Below are 25,624 nucleotides of genomic sequence, written 5' to 3'. Positions count from 1 at the left end.
TTGAGAGCAGTGCAAAGGCACACGCCAGAAGGTACGGGCAATGTTAAAATTTATCTTTCGTCGCTGTCTGGAAGCGATTCCGACACTATTTATTCTTATTACCATCTCATTCTTCATGATGCGTCTGGCTCCGGGAAGTCCTTTTACCGGGGAGCGCACCCTGCCGCCGGAAGTCATGGCGAATATTGAAGCAAAATACCATTTAAACGACCCTATCATGACGCAGTACTTCAATTATCTGAAGCAGCTGGCGCATGGCGATTTTGGTCCCTCGTTTAAATACAAAGATTATTCGGTCAACGATCTGGTGGCTGCCAGCTTCCCGGTTTCTGCGAAACTGGGCTTCGCCGCCTTTTTACTCGCGGTGGTGATCGGCGTCGCCGCCGGGGTGATAGCCGCTCTGAAGCAAAACACCCGATGGGACTACGCGGTGATGGGGGTAGCCATGACCGGCGTGGTTATTCCGAGCTTTGTGGTCGCGCCGCTGCTGGTGATGATCTTTGCCATTACCCTGCACTGGCTGCCGGGCGGCGGCTGGAACGGCGGGGCGCTGAAGTTTATGATCCTGCCGATGGTGGCGCTTTCTCTGGCCTATATTGCCAGCATCGCGCGTATTACCCGCGGCTCGATGATTGAAGTGCTGCACTCTAACTTTATCCGCACCGCGCGGGCAAAAGGGCTGCCGATGCGCCGCATTATTTTGCGCCATGCGCTGAAGCCGGCGCTGCTGCCGGTGCTCTCCTATATGGGGCCAGCTTTCGTGGGCATCATCACCGGCTCAATGGTCATTGAAACCATTTACGGCCTGCCGGGGATCGGCCAGCTGTTCGTTAACGGGGCGCTTAACCGCGACTACTCGCTGGTGCTGAGCCTGACGATCCTCGTTGGCGCCCTGACTATCCTGTTCAACGCCATCGTTGACGTGCTGTACGCCGTTATCGATCCGAAGATTCGCTACTGAAGCCGGAGTTCGCCATGATGTTAAGTAAGAAAAATAGCGAGGCGCTGGAAAACTTCAGTGAGAAGCTGGAAGTGGAGGGGCGTAGCCTCTGGCAGGATGCGCGTCGCCGCTTTATGCATAACCGCGCCGCGGTGACCAGCCTGATCATGCTGGTGCTTATTGCGCTGTTTGTCACCCTTGCGCCGATGGTGTCGTCGTTCTCCTACTTCGATACCGACTGGGGCATGATGTCCAACGCACCGGATATGGCTTCAGGCCACTACTTCGGGACCGACTCCTCCGGGCGCGACCTGCTGGTGCGTGTGGCGATCGGCGGGCGTATTTCGCTGATGGTCGGGGTGGCGGCGGCGCTGGTGGCGGTGATCCTCGGCACGCTGTACGGTTCGCTTTCCGGTTATCTCGGCGGCAAAGTGGATTCGGTGATGATGCGTCTGCTGGAGATCCTCAACTCCTTCCCGTTTATGTTCTTCGTTATCCTGCTGGTCACCTTTTTTGGTCAGAATATCCTGTTAATCTTCGTCGCCATCGGCATGGTTTCCTGGCTGGATATGGCCCGTATCGTTCGCGGACAGACCTTGAGCCTGAAGCGCAAAGAGTTTATCGAAGCCGCGCAGGTCGGTGGGGTCTCCACGGCTAGCATCGTGCTGCGCCATATCGTCCCCAACGTACTGGGGGTGGTGGTAGTGTACGCCTCGCTGCTGGTCCCCAGCATGATCCTCTTCGAATCCTTCCTCAGCTTCCTCGGGCTGGGAACCCAGGAGCCGCTCAGCAGCTGGGGAGCATTGCTCAGTGATGGCGCCAACTCAATGGAGGTCTCGCCCTGGCTGCTGCTGTTCCCGGCGGGTTTCCTGGTGGTGACCCTGTTCTGTTTCAACTTTATCGGCGATGGTCTGCGTGATGCCCTCGACCCGAAAGACCGCTAAGGAGCGCTGCCATGACCATGATTGAAACGGCAAAAGCGCCGCAAGCGCAGAGTCACAGCGGCCTGCTGCTGGACGTGAAAGATCTTCGCGTCACCTTTAAAACGCCGGATGGCGATGTCACCGCCGTCAATGACCTGAACTTCACCCTGCAGGCGGGCGAGACGCTCGGCATTGTGGGGGAATCTGGCTCCGGTAAATCGCAAACCGCCTTCGCCCTGATGGGACTGCTGGCGGCCAACGGTCGTATCGGGGGCTCCGCCACCTTTAACGGCCGGCAGATCCTCAATTTGCCCGAACGCGAGCTGAACAAACTGCGCGCCGAGCAAATCTCGATGATTTTCCAGGACCCGATGACATCCCTCAATCCGTATATGCGGGTGGGCGAGCAGTTAATGGAAGTCCTGATGCTGCACAAAGGGCTGAGTAAAGCCGAAGCGTTTGAAGAGTCGGTGAAGATGCTCGATGCGGTAAAAATGCCGGAAGCGCGCAAGCGTATGAAGATGTTTCCGCATGAGTTCTCCGGCGGGATGCGCCAGCGCGTGATGATTGCCATGGCGCTGTTGTGCCGACCCCGGCTGCTGATAGCGGATGAACCCACTACCGCGCTGGACGTCACCGTGCAGGCGCAGATCATGACGCTGTTGAATGAGCTTAAACGCGAATTTAATACGGCCATCATCATGATCACCCACGACCTCGGAGTGGTGGCCGGGATCTGCGATAAAGTGCTGGTGATGTATGCCGGGCGCACCATGGAGTACGGTCAGGCGCGCGATGTCTTCTATCAGCCGTCGCATCCATACTCTATTGGCCTGTTGAATGCGGTTCCACGCCTGGATGCCGAAGGCGATGCGTTGTTAACCATCCCTGGCAACCCGCCAAACCTGCTGCGATTGCCGAAAGGCTGTCCATTCCAGCCGCGCTGTCCGCACGCCATGGAGCAGTGCAGCAGCGCACCGCCGCTGGAGTCGTTCGCACCAGGCCGCCTGCGCGCCTGCTTTAAACCGGTGGGGGATCTGCTATGAACGCCGTAACTGAACAACGAAAAGTTCTGCTCGAGATTGCCGACCTGAAGGTGCATTTCGATATCAAAGATGGCAAGCAGTGGTTCTGGCAGCCGTCGAAAACGCTGAAAGCGGTGGATGGCGTGACGCTGCGTCTCTATGAGGGAGAAACCCTCGGTGTGGTGGGGGAGTCAGGTTGCGGTAAATCGACCTTCGCCCGCGCCATTATTGGCCTGGTGAAAGCGACCGATGGCAAAGTGGCCTGGCTTGGGAAAGATCTGCTGGGCATGAAGCAGGAAGAGTGGCGCGACGTGCGCAGCGATATCCAGATGATCTTCCAGGATCCGCTGGCCTCGCTGAATCCGCGCATGACCATCGGGGAGATTATCGCTGAACCGCTGCGCACCTATCATCCGAAGATGTCGCGTCAGGAAGTTCGCGATCGCGTTAAAGCGATGATGATGAAGGTCGGGTTGCTGCCTAACCTGATCAACCGCTATCCGCACGAGTTCTCCGGCGGTCAGTGCCAGCGTATTGGCATCGCGCGGGCGCTGATCTTAGAGCCGAAGCTGATTATCTGCGATGAGCCAGTATCTGCGCTTGACGTGTCGATTCAGGCTCAGGTGGTCAACCTGCTGCAGCAGTTGCAGCGTGAAATGGGGCTGTCACTGATATTTATCGCCCACGATCTGGCGGTGGTTAAACATATCTCCGATCGCGTCCTGGTGATGTATCTGGGCCATGCGGTGGAGCTGGGCACCTACGACGAGGTGTACCATAATCCGCTGCATCCTTATACCAAAGCGCTGATGTCGGCGGTACCGATCCCCGATCCTGATCTCGAGAAAGCGAAAACTATTCAGTTGCTGGAGGGCGAATTACCCTCGCCAATTAACCCGCCGTCGGGCTGCGTGTTCCGCACCCGCTGCCCGCTCGCCGGGCCAGAGTGTGCGAAAACCCGCCCGGTACTGGAGGGCAGTTTCCGCCATGCGGTTTCCTGCCTTAAGGTAGACCCGTTATAATCTCAGGGGCTGACGCAGGTCAGCCCTTTTTTTTTGCGAGGTTAACGAAGTGGGTATGCTTTCTGCCGCTCGTCTGCGGCTTTATCATTTACTTTTTGATCAGAATCGACGTTCCGGCCGCCGCTTCGAAGGGCTGTGCGGACTTTTCGCCTTGCTCAGCGTGCTGGTGATTTTTATCGAGTCGGGGCTGGGCACGCAATATCATCTGACATTAGATGAATGGCATATTTTCGTCTGGCTGGAGCTGCTGGTGACCGCGGTTTTTACCGTGGAGTACCTGCTGCGTATCGCCACCTGGCCCAATCCGCTCCACTATATTTTCAGCTTTTGGGGGCTGATTGACCTGGCGACGATTTTACCGCTGTATGTGATGTGGCTGTGGCCGGAGATTAGCCTGAATTATGTTTTTGCCTGGCGAGCAATGCGGGCGATCCGCGCGCTGCGTATTCTCAAACTGTTGCGTTTTATGCCTTCGCTCAACGTGTTCTGGCGGGCAATCGTCAGTGCGCGTCACCAGCTGATTCTGTTCTATTCGTTTATCGCCATTGTGATGGTGATTTTCGGCTCGCTGATGTATTTGATTGAGGGGCCGGAATACGGCTTTACGACGCTCAACGCCTCGGTCTATTGGGCCATCGTGACCATCACCACCGTCGGCTATGGCGATATCACCCCGCATACCCCACTGGGCCGCATTCTGGCGTCGATCCTCATCCTGATCGGCTACTCCATTATCGCGATACCGACCGGGCTTATCACTACCCATATGACCAGCGCCCTGAACCGTCGGCGTCAGCGTCGCCTGTGTCCGCAATGTCAGCAGGGCGACCATGACGATAACGCCCGTTTTTGTCACGCCTGCGGGCATGCGTTGCCGAAATAAGTTGCCAGCATAAAAAAGCCTGCCGGGAGGATCGCGGCAGGCTTTTCACTGGCTGGTGAGCGTTACTCACGCCACAGAATATGACACAGCTTATGATCTTTTTCGCGGCACAGCAGAACACGGGCGAAAATGTCATTGATTTCCCCGCCATCGGTATCCGCCAGGCCAATCACCACTTCGGCGAAGAAATCCGGATTCAGATCGTAATCCACATGCTCTTCCCAGTCTGCTGCCGGGTCGAACAGCTCGGCGCCCCCGCGCTCTTCAAACTGCAGGTTAAACAGAATGATGTCCGCCGGGTCGAGGTTGTCGGCCGCCAGCTCGAGGAAGATATCGTAAGCCTGCTCAAGCGTTTCGTCTTCGGTCAGGCGGTTGTTTAAATCCATATCCATGATTGCTACTCATTCGGTATCTGATGGGCACGTTTTACAGCAACGGGCTGAAGAAGTAAAACAGTCGCTCGACGATCCGCTGCCAGAGCGGTCGTTTTAGCCAACGACGGGCGTCAAGCAGGCGCGAACGTGAGATATAGTCATCCTGGACCGCCGCCAGATCGCTGCCGAAACCGGCGTCATCAATGACCAGCGTAATCTCAAAATTGAGCCACAGGCTGCGCATATCCAGATTCACCGTTCCCACCAGGCTGAGTTCGCCATCCACCAGCACGCTCTTGGTATGCAACAGTCCGCCTTCAAACTGATAAATTTTGACCCCGGCTGCCAGCAGCTCGGTGAAAAAGGCCCGGCTGGCCCAGCCCACCAGCAGTGAATCGTTCTTGCGCGGTAAAATAATACTCACGTCGACGCCGCGCTGGGCTGCGGTACAGATCGCGTGCAGCAGGTCGTCGCTGGGCACGAAGTAGGGCGTCGTCATGATCAGATGCTCTTTCGCCGCGTAGGCGGCGGTGAGGAGCGCCTGATGGATCAGATCTTCCGGAAAGCCCGGGCCGGAGGCGATCGTGTGGATGGTATGCCCGCTGGCTTCTTCGAACGGCATGATATTGACGTCCGGTGGCGGGGGCAGAATGCGCTTTCCGGTTTCGATTTCCCAGTCGCAGGAGTAGACGATGCCCATCGAGGTCGCCACCGGGCCTTCCATCCGCGCCATCAGGTCAATCCACTGGCCGACCCCCGAGTCTTGCTTAAAGTAGCGCGGATCGACCATATTCATGCTGCCGGTATAGGCAATATAGTTATCGATCATCACCATTTTGCGATGTTGACGCAAATCCATCCGGCGCAGGAACACACGCATCAGGTTAACTTTGAGGGCCTCGACGACCTCAATACCGGCGTTACGCATCATCGCCGCCCACGGGCTGCGGAAAAAGGCCACGCTGCCCGCAGAGTCGAGCATTAACCGACAGTGAACCCCGCGACGGGCGGCGGCCATCAGCGATTCGGCGACGCTATCGGCCATACCGCCTGGCTGCCAGATATAAAAGACCATCTCGATATTGTGGCGGGCCAGCTGAATATCGCGGATCAGGGCCTGCATCACGTCGTCAGATTCCGTCAGCAGCTGCAGCTGGTTGCCTTTCACCCCGCCAATCCCCTGACGCCGTTCGCATAGCTTGAACAGGGAATCGGCCACCGGGCTGTTATCTTCCGCGAAGATATGTTTGCAGGCTTTGAGATCGTTTAACCACTTGGCCGTCGAGGGCCACATCGCTCTGGCGCGTTCCGCCCGGCGTTTGCCGAGATGCAATTCACCAAAGGAGAGATAGGCGATAATTCCCACCAGCGGCAGGATATAAATGATCAGCAACCATGCCATGGCGGACGGGACAGCGCGGCGTTTCATTAGAATTCGTAATGTTACACCGGCGATCAACAGCCAGTACCCCAGAATGACCAGCCAGTTCACCACCGTGTAAAAGGTTGTCATAGATGTAAAATCCTTTTGAATGACGTTATGTGATGAGTTTACGCATCAGTATTTTTCTGGCAAATAAAAACGCAGCAAAAGCGGTAGTCAGTTGCCGGCAGAGGTTTATAATGGAGGCTGTTTTCACTCGTAGAGTCGTTGCAATGAAGCGTAGTAGAACGGAAGTAGGGCGCTGGCGCATGCTGAGACAGGTGAATCGCCGTAAAGCGCGCTGGCTGGAAGCCCAATCGCGCCGCAATATGCGGATCCTTGCTATCAGGAAGGGACTGGTGAAACGGCAGCGTCATGCTCTGCTGTTTGTCTTCCCCGACTGTTAAGTGAGCAGATTAACGGCACCGTGAGCGGTGCCGTTGTCGTTTTCTCAATTCTGCGCTGAATTTCCTTTTATCTTCGTCATCTTTTATCTTCGCCATATTGAAATCTTTGTGTTGTCATGCAGCGATGCAACGACAGACTGAACCTGGCTTGATTTCACGTCTCATTGAAATAGGCATGCTATGCACGCCACCTTATTCCTGGCAGTTTCTTTCAGACTGAACCTATCTCTGGCGCCACAGGAATTAATCGGCATGCAGCATTTATTGTTACCCAGACAGGTGCGGCGTTGTCGAACGCATGTCACCACAGACCAGCAGATGCAACCTGATGTAAGTTGAGGGGAATAATGAAACAGGCGCTGTCAGGAAATCGCGCTTGAGGCTAAATGAACCCCACCGGAGCTGAAATAATCTGCGCCAGTGTTTCCCTTTCAGGATGGCGGTCTGGATAACGCGCCTGAATAAAATGCACGCTATTACGCGTGCGTTAATTTATTTCGCATATGCTTCAGTAGATAAGGTGATGGTCACGTTATCACTCACCGCTGGCACATACTTATCAAGCTTGAAGTCAGAACGTTTGATTACACCCGTCGCATCAAAGCCAATAGCCTCTTTTTTCACCATCGGATGCATGTCCTGCTTATTCAGGGTTGCATGCAGTACTACCGGTTTGGTGATGCCTTTAATGGTCAGATTACCTTCAACATCATATTTATTCCCGCCTTTGCTTTCCACTTTGGTACTCTGGAAAGTGGCCTCTGGAAACGTTTTGACATCGAAGTATTCTTTGCCTAAAAATTCATCGGTTAACGCTTTGACATGCGTGTCAATGGTTTTTACCGGCAGAGTAACGTTAACAGAAGATTTTTCAGGGTTTTCTTTGTCAAAAGACAATTTTCCTGAAACATCAGAGATATAGGCTGTAGGGTTAGAGAATCCGAAATGGTTCCAGGCAATAAAAACCGACGTGTGCTGCGGATCCAGGTTATATTCCGTCGCCGCGGCTTGTGAAACAGGGATATATAAGGCAAGCAGAGAAAGAAATGCTGTTTTTTTCCAAAGGTTCACAAAAAGCTCCTTACATGGGTCAGGTCCAAAAATAGTAGCCCAAAAAAATTAAGCGTTTATTGAAAACATTTGTTATTCCCTTTCAAAATTTTTAATCAATTACGAATACCCCTACAATAACCCTGCGTGAACTTTACGCAAAGCAATTAATAGAATTTAAAAAATTATCATCTGCAACTTTTACCTTATAGCGTGATTTTTATTGGCCAATGTCAGCGTGTTATGTGTGCCTTTATCATTCGGGTAATGCAATTTTGGGGGCCGTGAAATCACTGCGTTCCTGAATGTAGGAAGCTTGTCTAAGCCCGGTGCAATACCTTCCGAAAACCAGAGGATAATCCGTATTTACCCTATGGCTTAATATCGATCAGGAAAAAGTGACCCGCATCGATATGCGTATCCAGTCAATTTCAAAAAAAAGAGTAATAACCATGCTTTAAGCTGTTAGCTGATTTAATGTTCATATGAAACATTAAAGTGCAATATATTATTCTGTATTTCCTGTCCGTTATAGTTGTTTCCGTTTCATTGTATTTGGCGTTTTTTTTGCTATATCGCGCCAGGCTTGCATAAAAAACAATCAACAAATAAATAAAATACAAGATCTTACATAACGGACTTACACAATCTATTAACAATTCAATATAATTCCTGGCATCGATGTTTTGTCGCCATTTTCTATCCCGGCATTATGCTTCATTTATGCCGTCTGGCTTACTGCGGGGTTAAACATCGATAGTTAAATAAGAAATAGTTTTATTTCATGGTGTTATCAGGAGAGTTATTATGTCAGATACGAATCCCCGCTCATCCGGCTGGTTAGGCTTGTGGTGCCTGCTGGTCGGCGTGATACTGCTTGCGACAGGCCTGTTCTTTGTCATCGGCGGTTATAAACTGGTTTCCCTGGGGGGAAGCTGGTATTTCCTTATTGCCGGGGTTATTACCCTGCTCGCCGCGATTCAGTTTTTCCGCCGCAAGTCGTCCGCGGTGTGGCTGTTTGCTCTGGTATTCGTGGGTACCCTGATTTGGGCACTGTTTGATGCCGGCTTCGACTTCTGGCCGCTCGTTTCCCGTTTGATGGTACCCGCCGGGTTGATGCTGCTGGCAGCGGCCACCTGGCCTGCGCTACGTAAGCATGAAGGAAAGCCTTACAGCACCAAAGGGGTATGGGGGGTCTGCGTTGTCCTGGTTATCGCCATGGGCGTCACCTTTGTTCAGATGTTTCAGCCCCATCCCACAGTGGCGTTCAGCGGCGAGAAATTACCGCTGGTGCCGGTAAAAGAAGACGCTAAACAGCAAAACTGGGACCACTACGGCAATACTGCCGGCGGTAGCCGTTTTGTGGCGCTGGACCAGATCACGCGTGACAACGTAAAAAACCTGAAACCCGTCTGGACCTTCCATACTGGCGACACTCCGTTAAGCCCGGATGGCAATGGCGCAGAAGATCAGCAAACGCCGCTGCAGGTAGGCGATCGCGTTTTCCTGTGTACCCCACATAACAATGTGATCGCCGTGGATGCCGATAGCGGAAAAGAGATCTGGAGAGCGGAAATTAATGCGAAATCCGCAATCTGGATGCGCTGCCGAGGCCTGGCGTATTTTGATGCCACGAAGCCACTGACCCAGCCCACTGTGGCTGGTTCCACACCGGTTCTGCCGGCACAGGTCGCGCCGGGAGCCGCATGCCAGCGTCGCATCCTGATGAATACGATTGATGACAGATTGATCGCCCTGGACGCCGATAACGGCCAATTCTGCCCGGATTTCGGGACGAACGGCAGCGTGAATCTGCGAGAAGGGATGGGGGCCGCGGCAGATCCAAGCTATGTGTTGACTTCAGCCCCGACGCTGGCTGGCACCACAGTGGTGGTTGGTGGCCGCGTGGCGGATAACGTCAGTACTGACATGCCGGGCGGCGTGGTGCGCGGTTATGACGTGATCACTGGCCAGCAGCGCTGGGCATTTGATCCGCGTAATCCGGATCCCAATCATGTTCTGCAACCGGGGGAACATTACAAACGCAGTTCCGCTAACTCCTGGGCGCCCATGTCCTGGGATGCGTCGATGAATACCCTGTTTATTCCGATGGGGAGCTCCTCTGTTGACCTGTGGGGCGCAGACCGTATTCAGGGCGATCACAAATACGCCACTTCAATCCTGGCGCTGGATGCGACCACCGGGAAAGAGAAGTGGGTATACAAGACCGTGCGTAACGATCTGTGGGACTTCGATGTCCCGATGCAGCCAAGCCTGGTCGATTTCCCGACCAAAGAGGGCAACAAACCCGCCGTGGTGGTGGGGACCAAAGCGGGCCAAATCTATGTACTTGATCGCCTGACGGGTCAACCGCTTACCGAAGTGAAAGAGGTCCCGGTGAAACCGGCTGATATCCCAAATGAACAGTATCCGGCGACGCAGCCGCGCTCTGTTGGGATGCCGCAGATTGGGGCGGAAACCCTGAAAGAATCTGATATGTGGGGGGCAACGCCGTTTGATCAGCTGGTCTGTCGTATCAGCTTCAAATCGATGCGTTATGACGGGCTGTACACCATGCCGGGGACCGATGTTTCCCTCAGCTTCCCGGGCTCTCTGGGAGGAATGAACTGGGGCAGCCTGTCCACCGATCCGAACAACCACTATATTTTCGTCAATGATATGCGCCTGGGTCTGTGGGTTCAGCTGATTAAGCAGGACCCGCAAAGCGCGGTGGCCAACACCGGTGGCGAGGCGGTGAACGCCGGGATGGGGGCAGTCCCGATGAAAGGAACGCCGTACTCGGTCAATAAAAACCGTTTCATGTCGCCGCTGGGGATCCCGTGTCAGAAACCACCGTTTGGTACGCTGTCCGCGATTGACCTGAAAACACAGAAAATCGTCTGGCAGGTGCCGGTCGGTACCGTCCAGGATACCGGTCCGTTTGGCGTAAAAATGCGTGCTCAGATGCCGATCGGTATGCCAACGCTGGGCGGAACCCTGGCCACTCAGGGCGGTCTGGTCTTCATTGCCGGAACCCAGGACTACTACCTGCGCGCTTTCGATTCATCGACGGGTGAAGAAGTCTGGAAAACCCGTCTTCCGGTAGGAAGCCAGGGGGGACCCATCAGCTATGTCTCGCCGAAGACCGGCAAACAATACATCCTGATTTCCGCCGGTGGTGCCCGCCAGTCGCCGGATCGCGGTGACTACGTGATTGCCTATGCGCTCGATAAGTAACAGGTAGTTGGATCAGCGATAACGATCAAAGGCCCCCGCCGGACAGCGGGGGCCTTTTATATTAATGCATGGATGGCGAGACGGTAGGCGACGATGTGGTGGCAGGAGAGGGGATCTGACCCTGCACAGGACAGGTCAGTGAGAGAACAGCCAAACTTTTCGCATGATTGAAAAGGGCGGCATTTTAATGTTGTGTACCAAAATGCGCCCTTTAATCTGATGGCCTGGTGTGTTTTTGTGGCTAACCAGAAAAATAACAGGGGATTTTTTTCAAAATACTTTTTTGTACGGCTTAACAGAGACCTGGCGGTAGACGCCAGCCGCAATGTACGGATCATCATTCGCCCAGGACTGAGCCGCTTCCAGCGACTCAAACTCGGCAATCACCGTTGAGCCGCTGAACCCTGCTGCGCCGGGTTCGTTGCTGTCAACGGCCGGCATTGGCCCGGCGGTAAGCAGCCGGCCTTCATCGTGTAAGAGTTGTAGACGCGCGAGATGCGCAGGGCGAACCGAGAGCCGCTTTTCCAGAGAATCGGCGATATCTTCAGCGTAGATAACGTAAAGCACGGCAAAGCTCCTTATCAATAATCAGGCGAATTACGTTAAGTTAAACGGCGATGGACTGCAATGCAAAGATGCATACCGGTGTCGAATGCGCTGCCGGCGCGGCTTTTTTCTGCAAATGGTGGCAAAAATTGACTCAGGTTAAGACGCCTTATTGAATATGATTGCTATTTGCATTTAAAATCGGAGCATCATTTTTCAACAGAAACGACTATGAGCGCAATGACCCTTGATTTACCTCGCCGCTTCCCGTGGCCAACGCTGCTGTCCGTGGCTATCCACGGTGCCGTTGTGGCGGGGCTGCTTTATACCTCGGTACATCAGGTTATTGAACAGCCTTCTCCGACGCAGCCGATAGAGATTACGATGGTCGCGCCGGCCGATCTTGAGCCGCCCCCGGCGGCACAGCCAGTCGTGGAGCCCGTTGTCGAACCTGATCCTGAGCCGGAACCCGAGGTGGTGCCTGAACCGCCGAAAGAAGCGCCGGTGGTTATCCATAAACCGGAACCGAAGCCGAAGCCTAAACCCAAACCGAAACCCAAGCCGGAGAAAAAGGTTGAGCAGCCCAAGCGGGACGTGAAGCCGGCAGCAGAGCCGCGTCCGGCCTCGCCGTTTGAAAACAACAATACGGCGCCAGCGCGCACCGCGCCGAGCACCTCGACCGCGGCCGCCAAACCCACCGTTACTACCCCGAGCGGCCCGCGTGCGATCAGCCGTGTCCAGCCGACCTATCCGACCCGCGCCCAGGCGCTGCGCATCGAGGGGACGGTACGGGTGAAGTTTGACGTGACGCCTGATGGCCGAATCGACAACCTGCAGATCCTCTCTGCCCAGCCGGCAAATATGTTCGAGCGCGAAGTGAAAAGCGCGATGCGCAGATGGCGTTACGAGCAGGCAAGACCGGGAACCGGCGTGACGATGACTATCAAATTCCGTCTGAATGGGGTCGAAATTAACTGATAACGGAGCCCGGCGGATCGGAGAGGTCCGCCGGGAGCCTTTTCTAACGTGCTTTTTCCATCAGCACATCGTCCAGCGCCTGCTGGGCGGTCACCAGGTGCTGGCCACCGAACAAAATTGCCCGGTTCAGCAGGGTGTACAGCTGATAGACTGGCTGACGATCGAGAAAACCTGCTGGCAGCGGTGAAACGGACTGGTAGCCGTCATAGATCTGCGGCGGCTGTTCCGGGTGCATCGGCAGCATGGCTAAATCACACTCGCGATCGCCCCAGTAGCAGGCTGGATCGAAGATGTAGGGGCCATCTGGTCCTAAGGCGCAGTTACCGGACCACAGGTCACCATGGAGCAGAGAAGGTTGCGGCTGATGGTTGGCCAGCCGCTGCTGAACCACATCGACTAAGGTATCGATATCGCCAAAGTGCAGCCCTTTCTCCGCCGCCAGCTCCAGCTGCCAGCCGATACGCTGCTCGGCAAAGAACACCGACCAGCGACGCTGCCAGGCGTTGGGCTGCGGCGTGGTGGAAAGATCGTTGTCGAAATCCAGACCAAACTGCGGCTGATCGCTCCACTGGTGCAGATGAGCTAACTGCTGGCCGAGCAGGAAGGCATTATGCGCATCCAGCGGACGGGGAGGGAGGTATTCCATGACCACAAAGCTGTAGTCACGGTCGCTGCCGACCGCAAAGACCTGCGGCACGCGAACGGTTTTGCTTCGCGACAGCAGTTCCAGCTGATCGGCCTCGGCGGTGAAGATGGGCAGAAGCTCACGTTCGTCGCATTTCACGAAGTAATCTTTCCCGCCGAAGCGTAAATGCCAGGCCGAATGGATTTCCCCACCGGGCAGCTCGGTTTTCAGTTCGATTTCAGCGTTTTCGGAATGCCAATCGCGTAAAAGTGTACTGATTGCTTGCCACATGCTGTCTCTCCCCATGTTTTCCACCATATCATAAGGTTAGCGCACTGCTACCGGGTAAACCTGGAACTGACGCACAACTGACGCTTTCCGTTGCGTTAAACGCACTTATTGAGCTTTTAACCACTCGGCGAATGTGCTGACCGTAATCTCTGCCGGGCGGCCCAGGGCCGATTCCGCCAGTCCTGCGCTGAGGGCCTTAACTTCATCAGCATCCTGGGCGCTGAGCAGGCCAAAGGTGTTGGTCCCCAGCTCATGGGGATTGCCGTCTTCATCATTGAGCGTCAGTACGAACCCGGCGCGGGTAAAGTGGTTGCTGACCTCGTTGATCTCCGTCAGCGCCTGTTCGTGAAAGGCGACGCTGGTGACCCAGGCGGTTATCTCATTGCTCATCTCTACACCCCATTGTTATCCATAGCCTTTCCAGCATAGACCATCCAGCCAATATCGTGACTCCCTCCGCCGACGCGGAGGGGCAGGGAAGATCAGCGACCGCAGAGATAATCGTAGATTTTTTGCGTATTTGCCTGCGAGCAGAGACGGGTGCCCTGATTGATCGTCGCGGCGCTACCGGCGGCGACGCCAAAGCGAACCATATCCTCCAGCCCGGCGTTTTCCGCCAGACGCAGGGTCATGGCGCCCACCATGCTGTCGCCGGCGCCGACGGTGCTCTGGCTTTTCATCGGCGGCGGCACCACCTGAACGCTGCCGCTGGCGTCAACGCCTAGCGCCCCCTGCGGCCCGAGCGAAACCACCACCCGGCGTACTTTACCGGACTGGATCAACGACTGGGCGGCAAGGCGTACGTCATCGGGTTGGCTCAGATCGCGCTGTACGAGGGCGCTGAGCTCCTTCTGGTTCGGCTTCACCAGCTCAATATTGCCGACGTCCAGCGCCGCAGCCAGCGCGTCGCCGGAGCTGTCGATAATGCAGCGCAGCCCCTGCTGTTGCGCGTTTTTCACCAGTTGCGTCAGGTTTTCGACGCTGATACCTGGCGGCAGGCTGCCGCTCACCACCAGCAGTGAGCCGGGTTCGATCGTCAGGACTTTCTCTTCCAGGCGGCGGAACTCATCATCCGTCAGCGCTGCGCCGGGCATGACAAAGCGATATTGTTCGCCGCTGGCGGCCACGTGAACGTGCAGGTTTTGCCGCGTCCAGTCTCGGGTTTCGACGGTCTCGACCGGTACCTGCTCATCGGCCAGCAGGGCTGCTAAGTGCTCGCCGGTGGCGCCGCCAACCGGGAAAATGGCGGTGGCTTTACCGCCAAGAAAGGTCACGGCACGGGCGACGTTGATCCCGCCGCCGCCGGGCTCAAATACCGGCGCGCTGCAGCGGAGTTTACCTTCGGGGTAAATCTGTGGGGTCTGCGTGGCGCTATCCAGCGAGGGGGCCAGCGTTAGCGTATAAATTTTGGTCATTCCTTCTCCTCCTTAATACGGCGACTGTATTTTATTTAAGCATGGCACGATGACTCCGGGAGGGAAAGTGATGTTCCTGAGAGATTTGCAAAGAAGCTTGTATTTTCATTATGAAATAAAGATTGTTTCCGGAGCTGTCTTATTCAAAAAACGAAAGAGTAAGTGATTGCTATGTTATTCGTGCTTTTTTATAATTTGCTACCTTTCTTAGGACCTGCACACCGCGATCCTCGCGAAAGTTTCCGGGACCCTCAGGTCTCTTTTATGTTGTACGGACGCTAAATTCAATGAGCGGGCAGGTTGTGTCTGTTCATCATTTGTACTGTCCTAAAAAATGTATTTTAGAGAGTTATAATGAAGCTTTTAAAGACAGTACCCGCAGCGGTTATGCTGGCGGGGGGGCTTTTTGCGTCTGTTGGCGCAATGGCCGATGATTCTGTATTTACCGTCATGGATGACCCTTCCGCTGCTAAAAAACCTTTCGAAGGTGTGGTTAACGCAGGCTACCTGGCGCAGTCCGGCAACACCAAGAACTCCTCGATGACGGCAGATTCCACCTTGACCTGGTATGGTAATACCACCGCATGGTCGCTGTGGGGGAACGCCAGCAACACCTCTTCCAACGATGAGCGATCCTCAGAAAAATATGCAGTCGGTGGGCGTAGCCGCTATAACCTGACCGATATGAACTATCTCTTTGGTCAGGGCAGCTGGCTGACCGACCGCTATAATGGCTATCAGCAGCGTGATGTCCTGACGGCGGGTTATGGTCGTCAGATCCTCAACGGTCCCGTGCACAGCCTGCGGTTTGAATTCGGTCCTGGCGTCCGCTATGACGAGTTTACCGATGGAGAAACCGATACTCAGCCGCTGGGTTACGCCTCCGGCACCTGGGCCTGGCAGATGACCGATAACGCCAAATTTACGCAAGGGGTATCGGTGTTTGGCGCTGAGGACACCACCGTCAACTCTGAGAGCGCGTTAAACGTGGCGATTAACGCCCATTTCGCGCTGAAAGTCGCTTACAACGTGACCTGGAACTCGGCGCCGCCTTCCTCTGCGCCGGAGCATACCGATCGCCGGACGTCGCTGTCCCTTGGGTATAAAATGTAATATTTTCAGGCCGGGTTTTCCCGGCCTGTTCGTTTTAAATTTAGCAATTAGTGGCATTATTTTTTCTGACCTTTCGTTTTAGTTTTTATAAAAAGAAATAGCCCTCCATCTTTTCTCCATTATTCCCGATTTGTTGACAAATATTCATTCTATTTGACACGAAAAGCTAAATATTTGACGGACAAATATGTGATCTGGAACTATACTGAGATGCACTGACCTGGCGGAGAAATCGCGCGGTCTGTCTTCCGTAATAAGAGAATGAACATCATGAAAAACACTCAATTTACCATCGCAGCCCTGGCGCTGTGCGTGCTTTCTTTTGGCGCATCAGCTGCCACGCCAGTCCCGCCGTCGGGCAACCAGGACCATACTCAGATAGGCATCGCCAAAGCGACTGACGTTGAGGCTGGCTCGAATATCGCCCCCGGTTCCCGGACCACCGGACAATCCATGAGCGATGCCTTTAATGTGCATACGCTGGTGGCCGGCGAGTGGTCGTAATATACCAGACCTTTATTTCGTCGTACGTCAATTAAGCCGGGTGAAGCGGTACCGGTTTAACGATCTGCATTAAAGATTAAGCATGCAATATCATTGCGTCTCTTCTATCACGTCCGAATAATATTATCCGGTTTTGCCGGCGATTATTCTCGCCTGCAGTAGCAGGATATTCGTCTTTTTATCTCTATCTCTCTTGTTTTCTCCACATTCCGCCATCATTTATACGCTTGCGGCTTTAATCACGTATCAATGATGTGTAAACTACTCCCCGGTGTTATCAGCAGGCGGTGGCAGGCGGGAACGGTCCATCCGGTCGTCCTCCTTTTTTCGCAGAGTGAAGCGGGAACTGCGCCTTAACCTGATGATAATTATGATTATATAGTTTTGTATGTGCTCTTTCGTGTGGGGCACCACTGCAAATAAGGACATAAAATGCCTGTAATTACGCTTCCTGATGGCAGTCAACGCCATTTTGACCACGCTGTTAGCCCCATGGATGTTGCGCTGGATATCGGTCCAGGCCTGGCGAAAGCCACCATTGCCGGGCGGGTAAACGGTGAACTGGTAGACGCCTGCGACCCGATCGAAAACGATTCCACCCTCTCTATTATCACTGCGAAAGATGAAGAAGGGCTGGAGATCATTCGTCACTCCTGTGCGCACCTGTTAGGCCATGCCATTAAACAGCTGTGGCCCAACACCAAAATGGCTATCGGTCCGGTTGTCGATAATGGCTTCTACTATGACGTAGACCTCGACCACACCCTGACTCAGGAAGATATCGACGCGCTCGAAAAACGTATGCATGAGCTCGCCGAGAAAAACTACGATGTCATCAAGAAGAAAGTCAGCTGGCACGAGGCGCGTGAAACCTTCGTGAAGCGTGGCGAAACCTATAAAGTTTCTATTCTTGACGAAAACATTGCTCATGATGATAAGCCGGGTCTGTATCATCATGAAGAATATATCGATATGTGCCGCGGCCCGCACGTACCGAATATGCGCTTCTGTCATCACTTCAAGCTGATGAAAACCGCCGGTGCCTACTGGCGCGGCGACAGCAACAATAAAATGTTGCAGCGTATCTACGGTACCGCGTGGGCGGATAAAAAAGCGCTGAATGCTTATCTGCAGCGTCTGGAAGAAGCCGCCAAGCGTGACCACCGTAAAATCGGTAAGCAGCTCGACCTGTATCATATGCAGGAAGAGGCGCCGGGTATGGTGTTCTGGCATAACGATGGCTGGACCATCTTCCGTGAACTGGAAACATTCGTTCGTTCTAAACTGAAAGAGTACCAGTATCAGGAAGTTAAAGGTCCGTTCATGATGGACCGTGTGCTGTGGGAAAAAACCGGTCACTGGGACAACTACAAAGATGCGATGTTCACCACCTCTTCTGAGAACCGTGAATACTGCATCAAGCCGATGAACTGCCCGGGTCACGTGCAGATCTTCAACCAGGGATTGAAATCCTATCGCGATCTGCCGCTGCGTATGGCGGAGTTCGGTAGCTGTCACCGTAACGAACCATCAGGTGCGCTGCACGGTCTGATGCGCGTTCGCGGCTTTACCCAGGATGATGCGCATATCTTCTGTACTGAAGATCAGGTTCGCGATGAAGTGAACGCCTGTATTCGTATGGTCTACGATATGTACAGCACCTTTGGCTTCGAGAAGATCGTCGTCAAACTGTCGACTCGCCCGGAAAAACGTATCGGTAGCGATGAGACCTGGGATCGCGCGGAAGCGGATCTGGCGGTGGCGCTGGAAGAAAATAACATCCCATTTGAATATCAACTGGGCGAAGGGGCCTTCTACGGCCCGAAAATTGAATTTACCCTGTATGACTGCCTCGATCGTGCATGGCAGTGCGGTACCGTACAGCTGGACTTCTCTCTGCCGCAGCGTTTAAGCGCCTCCTACGTAGGCGAAAACAACGAGCGTCAGGTGCCGGTTATGATTCACCGCGCAATTCTTGGTTCTCTGGAGCGCTTCATTGGCATCCTGACCGAAGAGTTCGCTGGCTTCTTCCCAACCTGGATTGCACCAGTGCAGGTAGTGGTCATGAATATTACCGATTCTCAGGCTGAATACGTTAACGAATTGACGCGTAAACTACAAAATGCGGGCATTCGTGTAAAAGCAGACTTGAGAAATGAGAAGATTGGCTTTAAAATCCGCGAGCACACTTTACGTCGTGTCCCGTATATGTTGGTCTGTGGCGACAAAGAAGTCGAAGCCGGCAAAGTGGCCGTGCGCACCCGTCGCGGGAAAGACCTCGGCAGCATGGACGTAAGTGAAGTGATTGAGAAGCTGCAACAAGAGATTCGCAGCCGCAGTCTTCAACAACTGGAGGAATAAGGTATTAAAGGCGGAAAACGAGTTCAAACGGCACGTCCGAATCGTATCAATGGCGAGATTCGCGCCCTGGAAGTTCGCTTGACAGGTCTGGAAGGCGAAGCTTTGGGTATTGTGAGTCTGAGAGAAGCTCTCGAAAAGGCTGAAGAGGCCGGAGTAGATTTAGTTGAAATCAGCCCTAACGCCGAACCGCCAGTTTGTCGTATCATGGACTACGGCAAGTTCCTTTATGAAAAGAGTAAGTCTTCTAAGGAACAGAAGAAAAAGCAAAAAGTTATCCAGGTTAAGGAAATTAAATTCCGTCCTGGGACCGATGATGGTGATTACCAGGTAAAACTCCGCAGCCTGGTTCGCTTTCTCGAAGATGGCGATAAGGCTAAGATCACACTGCGTTTCCGCGGTCGTGAGATGGCCCACCAGCAGATCGGTATGGAAGTGCTTACGCGCGTCCGTGACGATCTGAGTGAACTGGCAGTAGTCGAATCCTTCCCTACGAAGATCGAAGGCCGCCAGATGATCATGGTGCTCGCTCCTAAGAAGAAACAGTAAGGCCTTCAAGTAGCGATGTCAGTGGAGCCTTAGGGCTTCACTGATGTTGTTCGCCTATGTTTCGTTTATTAACAATGCGAAGTGGAAGTTATTAAGATGCCAAAAATTAAGACCGTACGCGGTGCTGCTAAGCGCTTCAAAAAAACCGGTAAAGGTGGTTTTAAGCACAAGCACGCTAACCTGCGTCACATTCTGACTAAAAAAGCTACCAAGCGTAAACGTCACCTGCGTCCGAAAGCCATGGTTTCCAAAGGCGATCTGGGCCTGGTTATCGCGTGCCTGCCGTACGCATAAGTCGTTAACGTTTAACTTTTTTAACTTAGAATAGATACAGGAGAGCACACATGGCTCGCGTAAAACGTGGTGTAATTGCACGTGCACGTCACAAGAAAATTTTGAAACAAGCTAAAGGCTACTACGGTGCGCGTTCTCGCGTATACCGCGTTGCCTTCCAGGCTGTTATCAAAGCTGGTCAGTACGCTTACCGTGACCGTCGTCAACGTAAACGTCAGTTCCGTCAACTGTGGATTGCACGTATCAACGCAGCAGCACGTCAGAACGGTATTTCTTACAGCAAATTCATCAATGGCCTGAAAAAAGCCTCTGTTGAAATCGACCGTAAGATCCTGGCTGACATCGCCGTATTCGACAAAGTAGCGTTCACCGCTCTGGTCGAAAAAGCGAAAGCAGCTCTGGCATAAGCCAGTTGAAAGAGGGAGCTTGTCTCCCTCTTTTCGTTTCAACACCATCAATACATTGACTTTTATCGGCGCAGGCTTTTCAATACAGGTCTGACGTTTCTTACCAGACAAGGTAATGCAAGCATGAATGCTGCTATTTTCCGCTTCTTTTTTTACTTTAGCACCTGAACTCAGGAGGCTAGCGCGTGAAAGAAGAAACGGAAAACAGCGCCAGAAAGCCTCCCCTGTGGAGGCTTTTTTCGTATATGGATTCGGGATATTAATTTCACTATAACCGGTGTCTGCACCGACATAATGAGGAAAACCATGTCACATCTCGCAGAGCTGGTTGCCAGTGCCAAGGCAGCCATTAACGAGGCATCAGATGTTGCTGCGCTGGACAACGTCCGCGTGGAATACCTGGGTAAAAAAGGGCATCTGACCCTGCAAATGACCACCCTGCGTGAGTTACCGCCGGAAGAGCGTCCGGCAGCCGGCGCGGTCATCAACGAAGCGAAAGAGCAGGTACAGCAGGCGCTGAACGCGCGTAAAGCTGAACTGGAAGGCGCAGCGCTGAATGCGCGTCTGGCGGCAGAGACCATTGATGTCTCGCTGCCGGGTCGCCGTATGGAAAATGGCGGTCTGCATCCGGTTACCCGCACCATCGACCGTATTGAAAGTTTCTTCGGTGAGCTCGGCTTTACCGTGGCGACTGGCCCGGAAATCGAAGATGATTATCACAACTTCGATGCGCTGAATATTCCGGGTCACCATCCGGCGCGCGCTGACCACGACACTTTCTGGTTCGATGCCACTCGCCTGCTGCGTACTCAGACCTCCGGCGTGCAGATCCGCACCATGGAAAACCAGCAACCGCCCATCCGCATTATCGCGCCGGGCCGCGTCTATCGTAACGACTACGATCAGACCCACACCCCGATGTTCCATCAGATGGAAGGTCTGATTGTTGATAAGAACATCAGCTTCACCAACCTGAAAGGGACTTTGCACGACTTCCTGAACAACTTCTTTGAAGAAGATCTGCAGGTGCGCTTCCGTCCGTCCTACTTCCCGTTCACCGAGCCGTCCGCAGAAGTTGATGTGATGGGGAAAAACGGCAAATGGCTGGAAGTGCTGGGCTGCGGGATGGTACACCCGAACGTGCTGCGTAACGTGGGTATCGATCCGGAAGTCTACTCCGGCTTCGCCTTCGGTATGGGGATGGAACGTCTGACCATGCTGCGTTATGGCGTGACCGATTTGCGCGCGTTCTTCGAAAACGATCTGCGTTTCCTCAAACAGTTTAAATAAGGGCAGGACAGAACAATGAAATTCAGTGAACTGTGGTTACGCGAGTGGGTTAACCCGGCGATCGACAGCGAAGCGCTTTCCGATCAGATCACCATGGCGGGCCTCGAAGTCGATGGCGTTGAGCCGGTTGCCGGCAGCTTCAACGGCGTAGTGGTCGGTGAAGTGGTGGAGTGCGGCCAGCATCCAAATGCTGACAAACTGCGCGTCACCAAAGTCAACGTGGGCGGTGAACGCCTGCTGGATATCGTCTGCGGCGCGCCAAACTGCCGTCAGGGGCTGAAAGTCGCCGTGGCGACCATCGGCGCCGTACTGCCGGGCGATTTTAAAATTAAAGCGGCGAAGCTGCGCGGTGAACCGTCAGAAGGGATGCTGTGCTCCTTCTCCGAGCTGGGTATTTCCGACGACCATAGCGGAATTATCGAACTGCCGGCGGATGCGCCGATCGGCACTGATATTCGTGAATACCTCAAGCTTGACGATAACAATATCGAAATCAGCGTCACGCCAAACCGCGCCGACTGCCTGGGTATCATCGGTGTGGCGCGCGATGTCGCTGTGCTGAACAAAGCGCCGCTGAACGCGCCGGAAATCACGCCGGTTGCCGCGACCATTGACGACGTGCTGCCGATTCAGGTTGACGCGCCGCAGGCGTGCCCGCGCTATCTGGGCCGCGTGGTGAAAGGCATCAACGTCAAAGCGCCGACCCCGCTGTGGATGAAAGAGAAGCTGCGTCGCTGCGGGATCCGCTCTATCGATGCAGTGGTTGACGTGACCAACTATGTGCTGCTTGAGCTGGGCCAGCCGATGCACGCCTTTGACCGCGACCGTATCGAAGGCGGGATCGTGGTGCGCATGGCGAAAGAGGGTGAAACCCTGGTGCTGCTCGATGGCTCTGAAGCGAAGCTCGACAGTGACACCCTGGTTATTGCTGACCATAACAAAGCGCTGGCGATGGGCGGGATCTTCGGCGGGGAACACTCCGGTGTTAACGACGAAACCCAGAACGTGCTGCTGGAGTGTGCCTTCTTCAGCCCGCTGTCCATTACCGGCCGCGCGCGCCGTCACGGCCTGCACACCGATGCCTCTCATCGTTATGAGCGCGGCGTCGATCCGGCGCTGCAGTATAAAGCGCTGGAGCGTGCCACGCGTCTGCTGATCGACCTCTGCGGCGGTGAAGCCGGCCCGGTGATCGACGTGACCCACGAAGAGACCCTGCCAAAACGCGCCACCATTACCCTGCGTCGTAGCAAACTGGATCGCCTGATTGGCCACCATATCGATGACGCGCAGGTCACCGACATTCTGCAGCGCCTGGGTTGCGAAGTGACGGTAGGTCAGGGTGAATGGCAGGCAGTCGCCCCGAGCTGGCGTTTCGACATGGAGATCGAAGAAGATCTGGTCGAAGAAGTGGCTCGCGTTTATGGCTACAACAACATTCCTGATGAGCCAGTACAGGCGGGTCTGATCATGGGGACCCACCGTGAAGCTGACCTGTCGCTGAAGCGCGTGAAAACGCTGCTGAACGACAAAGGCTATCAGGAAGTGATCACCTACAGCTTTGTTGACCCGAAAGTCCAGCAGCTGATCCACGTCGGGGAAGAGGCGCTGATCCTGCCAAGCCCGATCTCCAGTGAAATGTCGGCGATGCGTCTGTCGCTGTGGACCGGCCTGTTGGGGACCGTGGTCTACAACCAGAACCGTCAGCAGAGCCGCGTGCGCATCTTTGAGAGTGGTCTGCGCTTCGTGCCGGATACTCAGGCGCCGCTGGGCATTCGTCAGGATGTGATGCTGGCCGGGGCGATCTGCGGTAACCGCTATGAAGAGCACTGGACGCTGGCGAAAGAGACGGTCGATTTCTATGATCTGAAGGGCGATCTGGAATCCGTTCTGGATTTAACCGGTAAATTGGCCGACATCGAGTTCCGTGGCGAAGCGATAACTGCGCTGCATCCAGGCCAATCCGCAGCGATTTATCTTAAAGGTGAACGCATTGGTTTCATTGGGGTTGTTCATCCTGAGCTGGAACGTAAACTGGATCTGAACGGTCGCACTCTGGTGTTCGAACTGGAGTGGAACAAGCTCGCAGACCGCGTGGTGCCTCAGGCGCGCGATATTTCCCGCTTCCCGGCGAACCGTCGCGACATCGCGGTACTGGTCGCTGAAAACGTGGCTGCTGCCGATGTTTTAGCCGAATGTAAGAAAGTTGGCGTAAATCAGGTAGTTGGCGTAAACTTATTTGACGTGTACCGTGGTAAAGGTGTGGCGGAAGGGTATAAGAGCCTTGCGATTAGCCTGATCCTGCAGGATACCAGCCGTACACTCGAAGAAGAGGAGATTGCCGCTACCGTTGCCAGATGTGTAGAGGCATTAAAAGAGCGATTCCAGGCATCATTGAGGGATTGAACCTATGGCGCTTACAAAAGCTGAAATGTCAGAATATCTGTTTGATAAGCTTGGGCTTAGCAAGCGGGATGCCAAAGAACTGGTCGAGTTGTTTTTCGAAGAGATCCGTCGTGCTCTGGAAAACGGAGAACAGGTCAAACTCTCCGGGTTCGGCAACTTCGATTTGCGGGATAAAAACCAACGCCCGGGACGTAACCCGAAGACGGGGGAGGATATTCCCATTACAGCCCGGCGCGTGGTGACCTTCAGACCCGGTCAGAAGCTGAAAAGCCGTGTCGAAAACGCGTCACCGAAAGACAAATAATCTGAACTAATTAAAAAGGCCGCATTGCGGCCTTTTTCTTTATTGAACATTGGGATAATCGTTTTTTTGCTGGTTAAAAACTATCGTCCTGAATCTAAGGTTAATACTTAGTCATCGTTAGGGGAGGTATAGGAGGGCTTACTATGGGAAAACACGGAGCTATCGAGCGTAAAATCGATACCTAACTTTTCAATTATCGCAGGAAGTACTTGGTGGATTGCGCGCATCCCAACCAGCAATTCATTCATGTAGATGTCCGGGTGCAGCCTTGAGGCATTCAATCCTAAACTCTCTTGTTCTGCACAGGCGCCTATCTCATCATTTGAGGCGTGGATTAGATCGAGGAGTTCTGCTTTTAGCGGTACATTGGCACGGAAAGCTCGATCTTTGACGATGCTGAGCCACTCTTCATAATCTGATAAGGTGTGTGCCCTGAATGACCTGTATTGAGGCGCTATCTTACTTGAAATAGCGACTTTGCAAGCCGCTAGTGAGAGTAATTCGGACTCAATATTTATTGCAGGCGTATCATATAATTCCAGACTATCATCTTGTATCAGATCGTCTATGTACGCCATGTAAAAGCCATATACATCGGTGTATGCTTTCAAGATTTGGCTGAGCAGGGAAACTAAAGAATTATCAAAAATTTCCTGGGCTTCAACATCTTCCATATCTTCATAATCGACATCCAACCCGGCTGGGAACGGGGAGGGAATACTAACGCCAATCTCGTGAAGCAGGTAAAAAATACTGCTGCTTAGCGATTCAGGTTCATCTAACAGCGGGTAAATTTCATAGCCTGTTTCATCCTCTTCATAAGCCAGCTCACCCAGGAAACCAATTAACTTATTCCACTTTTTGGCATCGGCCAGCGAACCTGACCACAGGACAACGGCTGGGTCTTGTTCACCAATACCGGTTATGGCGCGCAAGCCTGACTCCATTTCTGATGATATATATTCGCCTTTTTTCCACTTGCTGATTTGTGTAGGTGAAACACCTAGCTTCTCTGCCAGCGCTTTTTGAGTTAAGCCTGTGGATTGAAGTGCTAATTCGATAAGTACCTGACCACTCATGATTACCCTTACTTAAATTTACTGTATTTTTTTATAATTTAGTAAATATGATGGATGGCATAGGATTTGACAAGCCATATTTACTCTTTTTATGTTGTCTTTTACTAAATTCACTCGGATCTTTTCCTTTTCTCACCGCGACACCCACCGTAAAATCAGTCTCTTGTTCCCACTGCGTAATGGA

26 protein-coding genes and 1 other annotated feature are annotated in these 25,624 nt (G+C 53.6%); of the genes, 18 read left to right on the top strand and 8 right to left on the bottom strand.

Annotation, left to right across the window (positions count from 1 at the left end; genetic code table 11):
* Positions 1 to 40 precede the first annotated feature (40 nt).
* The 5 genes from oppB to CWM61_RS03045 are packed head-to-tail and all read left to right on the top strand — an operon-like array spanning position 41 to position 4,793.
* Positions 41 to 961 (top strand): oligopeptide ABC transporter permease OppB, encoded by a 921-nt coding sequence (gene oppB / locus CWM61_RS03065; protein ID WP_061154209.1) that lies wholly within the window; start codon positions 41 to 43, stop codon positions 959 to 961.
* Positions 962 to 975: 14 nt separating this feature from the next.
* Entirely contained in the window at positions 976 to 1,884 is a 909-nt protein-coding gene (oppC, locus tag CWM61_RS03060; RefSeq protein ID WP_061154210.1) for an oligopeptide ABC transporter permease OppC, read from the top strand.
* Positions 1,885 to 1,895: 11 nt separating this feature from the next.
* On the top strand, positions 1,896 to 2,909 hold the full coding sequence (locus CWM61_RS03055) for an ABC transporter ATP-binding protein (protein WP_004151853.1): 1,014 nt from the start codon (positions 1,896 to 1,898) through the stop codon (positions 2,907 to 2,909).
* Entirely contained in the window at positions 2,906 to 3,910 is a 1,005-nt protein-coding gene (gene oppF, locus CWM61_RS03050) for a murein tripeptide/oligopeptide ABC transporter ATP-binding protein OppF (protein WP_008804414.1), read from the top strand. The genes CWM61_RS03055 and oppF overlap by 4 nt, the downstream gene beginning before the upstream one ends.
* 55 nt (positions 3,911 to 3,965) lie before the next feature.
* Positions 3,966 to 4,793, top strand: coding sequence for an ion transporter (locus CWM61_RS03045; RefSeq protein ID WP_012541359.1), 828 nt, complete (start codon positions 3,966 to 3,968; stop codon positions 4,791 to 4,793).
* 62 nt (positions 4,794 to 4,855) lie between these two features.
* Here the strand turns inward: CWM61_RS03045 and CWM61_RS03040 are convergent, their stop codons facing one another.
* Positions 4,856 to 5,185 carry an HI1450 family dsDNA-mimic protein gene (locus tag CWM61_RS03040; protein ID WP_061154212.1) on the bottom strand — a complete coding sequence of 110 codons (330 nt, stop codon included), beginning with the start codon at positions 5,183 to 5,185 and terminating at the stop codon, positions 4,856 to 4,858.
* A gap of 34 nt (positions 5,186 to 5,219) precedes the next feature.
* The gene (cls, locus tag CWM61_RS03035) at positions 5,220 to 6,680 is read right to left on the bottom strand and encodes a cardiolipin synthase (protein ID WP_100630684.1); all 1,461 of its coding nucleotides are present in this window, start codon (positions 6,678 to 6,680) and stop codon (positions 5,220 to 5,222) included.
* A gap of 143 nt (positions 6,681 to 6,823) precedes the next feature.
* Here cls and CWM61_RS28760 point away from each other — a divergent pair, with 143 nt between their 5' ends.
* Positions 6,824 to 6,997, top strand: a complete 174-nt coding sequence (locus CWM61_RS28760; protein ID WP_123235798.1) for a YciY family protein — start codon at positions 6,824 to 6,826, stop codon at positions 6,995 to 6,997.
* A gap of 492 nt (positions 6,998 to 7,489) precedes the next feature.
* Here CWM61_RS28760 and CWM61_RS03025 read toward each other — a convergent pair whose 3' ends face one another.
* Entirely contained in the window at positions 7,490 to 8,101 is a 612-nt protein-coding gene (locus CWM61_RS03025; RefSeq protein ID WP_227521370.1) for a YceI family protein, read from the bottom strand.
* 753 nt (positions 8,102 to 8,854) lie between these two features.
* Between CWM61_RS03025 and CWM61_RS03020 the strand changes: the two genes are divergently transcribed.
* Positions 8,855 to 11,284: a glucose/quinate/shikimate family membrane-bound PQQ-dependent dehydrogenase gene (locus CWM61_RS03020; protein ID WP_100630682.1), complete on the top strand. Its 2,430-nt coding sequence runs from the start codon at positions 8,855 to 8,857 to the stop codon at positions 11,282 to 11,284.
* 270 nt (positions 11,285 to 11,554) lie between these two features.
* On the opposite strand, the gene CWM61_RS03015 is transcribed toward CWM61_RS03020, so the two are convergent.
* Positions 11,555 to 11,851 (bottom strand): YciI family protein, encoded by a 297-nt coding sequence (locus CWM61_RS03015; RefSeq protein WP_008804420.1) that lies wholly within the window; start codon positions 11,849 to 11,851, stop codon positions 11,555 to 11,557.
* Positions 11,852 to 12,061: 210 nt separating this feature from the next.
* On the opposite strand from CWM61_RS03015, the gene tonB reads away from it, so the two are divergent.
* Positions 12,062 to 12,808 carry a TonB system transport protein TonB gene (gene tonB / locus CWM61_RS03010; protein WP_100630681.1) on the top strand — a complete coding sequence of 249 codons (747 nt, stop codon included), beginning with the start codon at positions 12,062 to 12,064 and terminating at the stop codon, positions 12,806 to 12,808.
* A 43-nt stretch (positions 12,809 to 12,851) separates the two neighbouring features.
* On the opposite strand, the gene CWM61_RS03005 is transcribed toward tonB, so the two are convergent.
* The 3 genes from CWM61_RS03005 to pfkB all read right to left on the bottom strand — a co-directional run bounded on the left by CWM61_RS03005 (position 12,852) and on the right by pfkB (position 15,139).
* Positions 12,852 to 13,724 (bottom strand): fructosamine kinase family protein, encoded by an 873-nt coding sequence (locus tag CWM61_RS03005; RefSeq protein WP_061154217.1) that lies wholly within the window; start codon positions 13,722 to 13,724, stop codon positions 12,852 to 12,854.
* Between the two features lie 105 nt (positions 13,725 to 13,829).
* Positions 13,830 to 14,114, bottom strand: coding sequence for a type V toxin-antitoxin system endoribonuclease antitoxin GhoS (gene ghoS / locus CWM61_RS03000; protein ID WP_100630680.1), 285 nt, complete (start codon positions 14,112 to 14,114; stop codon positions 13,830 to 13,832).
* A gap of 92 nt (positions 14,115 to 14,206) precedes the next feature.
* Entirely contained in the window at positions 14,207 to 15,139 is a 933-nt protein-coding gene (gene pfkB, locus CWM61_RS02995; protein WP_074385542.1) for a 6-phosphofructokinase II, read from the bottom strand.
* Positions 15,140 to 15,493: 354 nt separating this feature from the next.
* Between pfkB and CWM61_RS02990 the strand changes: the two genes are divergently transcribed.
* The 10 genes from CWM61_RS02990 (at position 15,494) to ihfA (ending at position 24,361) form a co-directional block, all read left to right on the top strand.
* Entirely contained in the window at positions 15,494 to 16,252 is a 759-nt protein-coding gene (locus tag CWM61_RS02990) for a YdiY family protein (protein ID WP_061154219.1), read from the top strand.
* A gap of 270 nt (positions 16,253 to 16,522) precedes the next feature.
* Positions 16,523 to 16,756, top strand: coding sequence for a hypothetical protein (locus CWM61_RS02985; protein WP_061154220.1), 234 nt, complete (start codon positions 16,523 to 16,525; stop codon positions 16,754 to 16,756).
* 432 nt (positions 16,757 to 17,188) lie between these two features.
* Positions 17,189 to 19,117, top strand: coding sequence for a threonine--tRNA ligase (gene thrS / locus CWM61_RS02980; protein ID WP_074385544.1), 1,929 nt, complete (start codon positions 17,189 to 17,191; stop codon positions 19,115 to 19,117).
* A gap of 3 nt (positions 19,118 to 19,120) precedes the next feature.
* A complete protein-coding gene (infC, locus tag CWM61_RS02975; protein ID WP_012967832.1) occupies positions 19,121 to 19,663 on the top strand; it encodes a translation initiation factor IF-3 in 543 nt (180 codons plus the stop codon).
* Positions 19,664 to 19,759: 96 nt separating this feature from the next.
* Complete coding sequence (gene rpmI / locus CWM61_RS02970; protein WP_001124225.1) at positions 19,760 to 19,957, top strand: 50S ribosomal protein L35; 198 nt, start codon at positions 19,760 to 19,762, stop codon at positions 19,955 to 19,957.
* Positions 19,958 to 20,007: 50 nt separating this feature from the next.
* Positions 20,008 to 20,364, top strand: a complete 357-nt coding sequence (gene rplT, locus CWM61_RS02965) for a 50S ribosomal protein L20 (protein WP_000124850.1) — start codon at positions 20,008 to 20,010, stop codon at positions 20,362 to 20,364.
* A 118-nt stretch (positions 20,365 to 20,482) separates the two neighbouring features.
* Positions 20,483 to 20,607, top strand: a sequence feature (Phe leader region).
* Positions 20,488 to 20,532, top strand: coding sequence for a pheST operon leader peptide PheM (gene pheM / locus CWM61_RS29000; protein WP_001386830.1), 45 nt, complete (start codon positions 20,488 to 20,490; stop codon positions 20,530 to 20,532). Its footprint overlaps the feature before it by 45 nt.
* Before the next feature lie 63 nt (positions 20,608 to 20,670).
* Entirely contained in the window at positions 20,671 to 21,654 is a 984-nt protein-coding gene (gene pheS / locus CWM61_RS02960) for a phenylalanine--tRNA ligase subunit alpha (RefSeq protein ID WP_061154223.1), read from the top strand.
* Between the two features lie 15 nt (positions 21,655 to 21,669).
* A complete protein-coding gene (gene pheT, locus CWM61_RS02955; protein ID WP_100630679.1) occupies positions 21,670 to 24,057 on the top strand; it encodes a phenylalanine--tRNA ligase subunit beta in 2,388 nt (795 codons plus the stop codon).
* Between the two features lie 4 nt (positions 24,058 to 24,061).
* Positions 24,062 to 24,361, top strand: coding sequence for an integration host factor subunit alpha (gene ihfA / locus CWM61_RS02950; protein WP_002909098.1), 300 nt, complete (start codon positions 24,062 to 24,064; stop codon positions 24,359 to 24,361).
* A 107-nt stretch (positions 24,362 to 24,468) separates the two neighbouring features.
* Here ihfA and CWM61_RS02945 read toward each other — a convergent pair whose 3' ends face one another.
* Complete coding sequence (locus CWM61_RS02945; protein WP_100630678.1) at positions 24,469 to 25,440, bottom strand: helix-turn-helix domain-containing protein; 972 nt, start codon at positions 25,438 to 25,440, stop codon at positions 24,469 to 24,471.
* Between the last annotated feature and the right edge of the window lie 184 nt (positions 25,441 to 25,624).

Source organism: Klebsiella sp. K-Nf6 (assembly GCF_002806655.1).
Lineage (GTDB): Bacteria > Pseudomonadota > Gammaproteobacteria > Enterobacterales > Enterobacteriaceae > Klebsiella > Klebsiella variicola.
Note: the sequence above shows the minus strand (reverse complement) of the source record. Positions and strands in the feature narration are given on the sequence as shown.

Coding starts and splice junctions, on each gene's coding strand:
- CWM61_RS03020 (WP_100630682.1), top strand. CDS start 8,855: ATGTCAGATACGAATCCCCGCTCATCCGGCTGGTTAGGCTTGTGGTGC.
- CWM61_RS03040 (WP_061154212.1), bottom strand. CDS start 5,185: ATGGATATGGATTTAAACAACCGCCTGACCGAAGACGAAACGCTTGAG.
- CWM61_RS02985 (WP_061154220.1), top strand. CDS start 16,523: ATGAAAAACACTCAATTTACCATCGCAGCCCTGGCGCTGTGCGTGCTT.
- rplT (WP_000124850.1), top strand. CDS start 20,008: ATGGCTCGCGTAAAACGTGGTGTAATTGCACGTGCACGTCACAAGAAA.
- ihfA (WP_002909098.1), top strand. CDS start 24,062: ATGGCGCTTACAAAAGCTGAAATGTCAGAATATCTGTTTGATAAGCTT.
- CWM61_RS03055 (WP_004151853.1), top strand. CDS start 1,896: ATGACCATGATTGAAACGGCAAAAGCGCCGCAAGCGCAGAGTCACAGC.
- ghoS (WP_100630680.1), bottom strand. CDS start 14,114: ATGAGCAATGAGATAACCGCCTGGGTCACCAGCGTCGCCTTTCACGAA.
- pheT (WP_100630679.1), top strand. CDS start 21,670: ATGAAATTCAGTGAACTGTGGTTACGCGAGTGGGTTAACCCGGCGATC.
- CWM61_RS03045 (WP_012541359.1), top strand. CDS start 3,966: ATGCTTTCTGCCGCTCGTCTGCGGCTTTATCATTTACTTTTTGATCAG.
- thrS (WP_074385544.1), top strand. CDS start 17,189: ATGCCTGTAATTACGCTTCCTGATGGCAGTCAACGCCATTTTGACCAC.
- oppC (WP_061154210.1), top strand. CDS start 976: ATGATGTTAAGTAAGAAAAATAGCGAGGCGCTGGAAAACTTCAGTGAG.
- CWM61_RS28760 (WP_123235798.1), top strand. CDS start 6,824: ATGAAGCGTAGTAGAACGGAAGTAGGGCGCTGGCGCATGCTGAGACAG.
- oppB (WP_061154209.1), top strand. CDS start 41: ATGTTAAAATTTATCTTTCGTCGCTGTCTGGAAGCGATTCCGACACTA.
- cls (WP_100630684.1), bottom strand. CDS start 6,680: ATGACAACCTTTTACACGGTGGTGAACTGGCTGGTCATTCTGGGGTAC.
- pheS (WP_061154223.1), top strand. CDS start 20,671: ATGTCACATCTCGCAGAGCTGGTTGCCAGTGCCAAGGCAGCCATTAAC.
- pfkB (WP_074385542.1), bottom strand. CDS start 15,139: ATGACCAAAATTTATACGCTAACGCTGGCCCCCTCGCTGGATAGCGCC.
- CWM61_RS02945 (WP_100630678.1), bottom strand. CDS start 25,440: ATGAGTGGTCAGGTACTTATCGAATTAGCACTTCAATCCACAGGCTTA.
- rpmI (WP_001124225.1), top strand. CDS start 19,760: ATGCCAAAAATTAAGACCGTACGCGGTGCTGCTAAGCGCTTCAAAAAA.
- tonB (WP_100630681.1), top strand. CDS start 12,062: ATGAGCGCAATGACCCTTGATTTACCTCGCCGCTTCCCGTGGCCAACG.
- CWM61_RS03005 (WP_061154217.1), bottom strand. CDS start 13,724: ATGTGGCAAGCAATCAGTACACTTTTACGCGATTGGCATTCCGAAAAC.
- CWM61_RS02990 (WP_061154219.1), top strand. CDS start 15,494: ATGAAGCTTTTAAAGACAGTACCCGCAGCGGTTATGCTGGCGGGGGGG.
- oppF (WP_008804414.1), top strand. CDS start 2,906: ATGAACGCCGTAACTGAACAACGAAAAGTTCTGCTCGAGATTGCCGAC.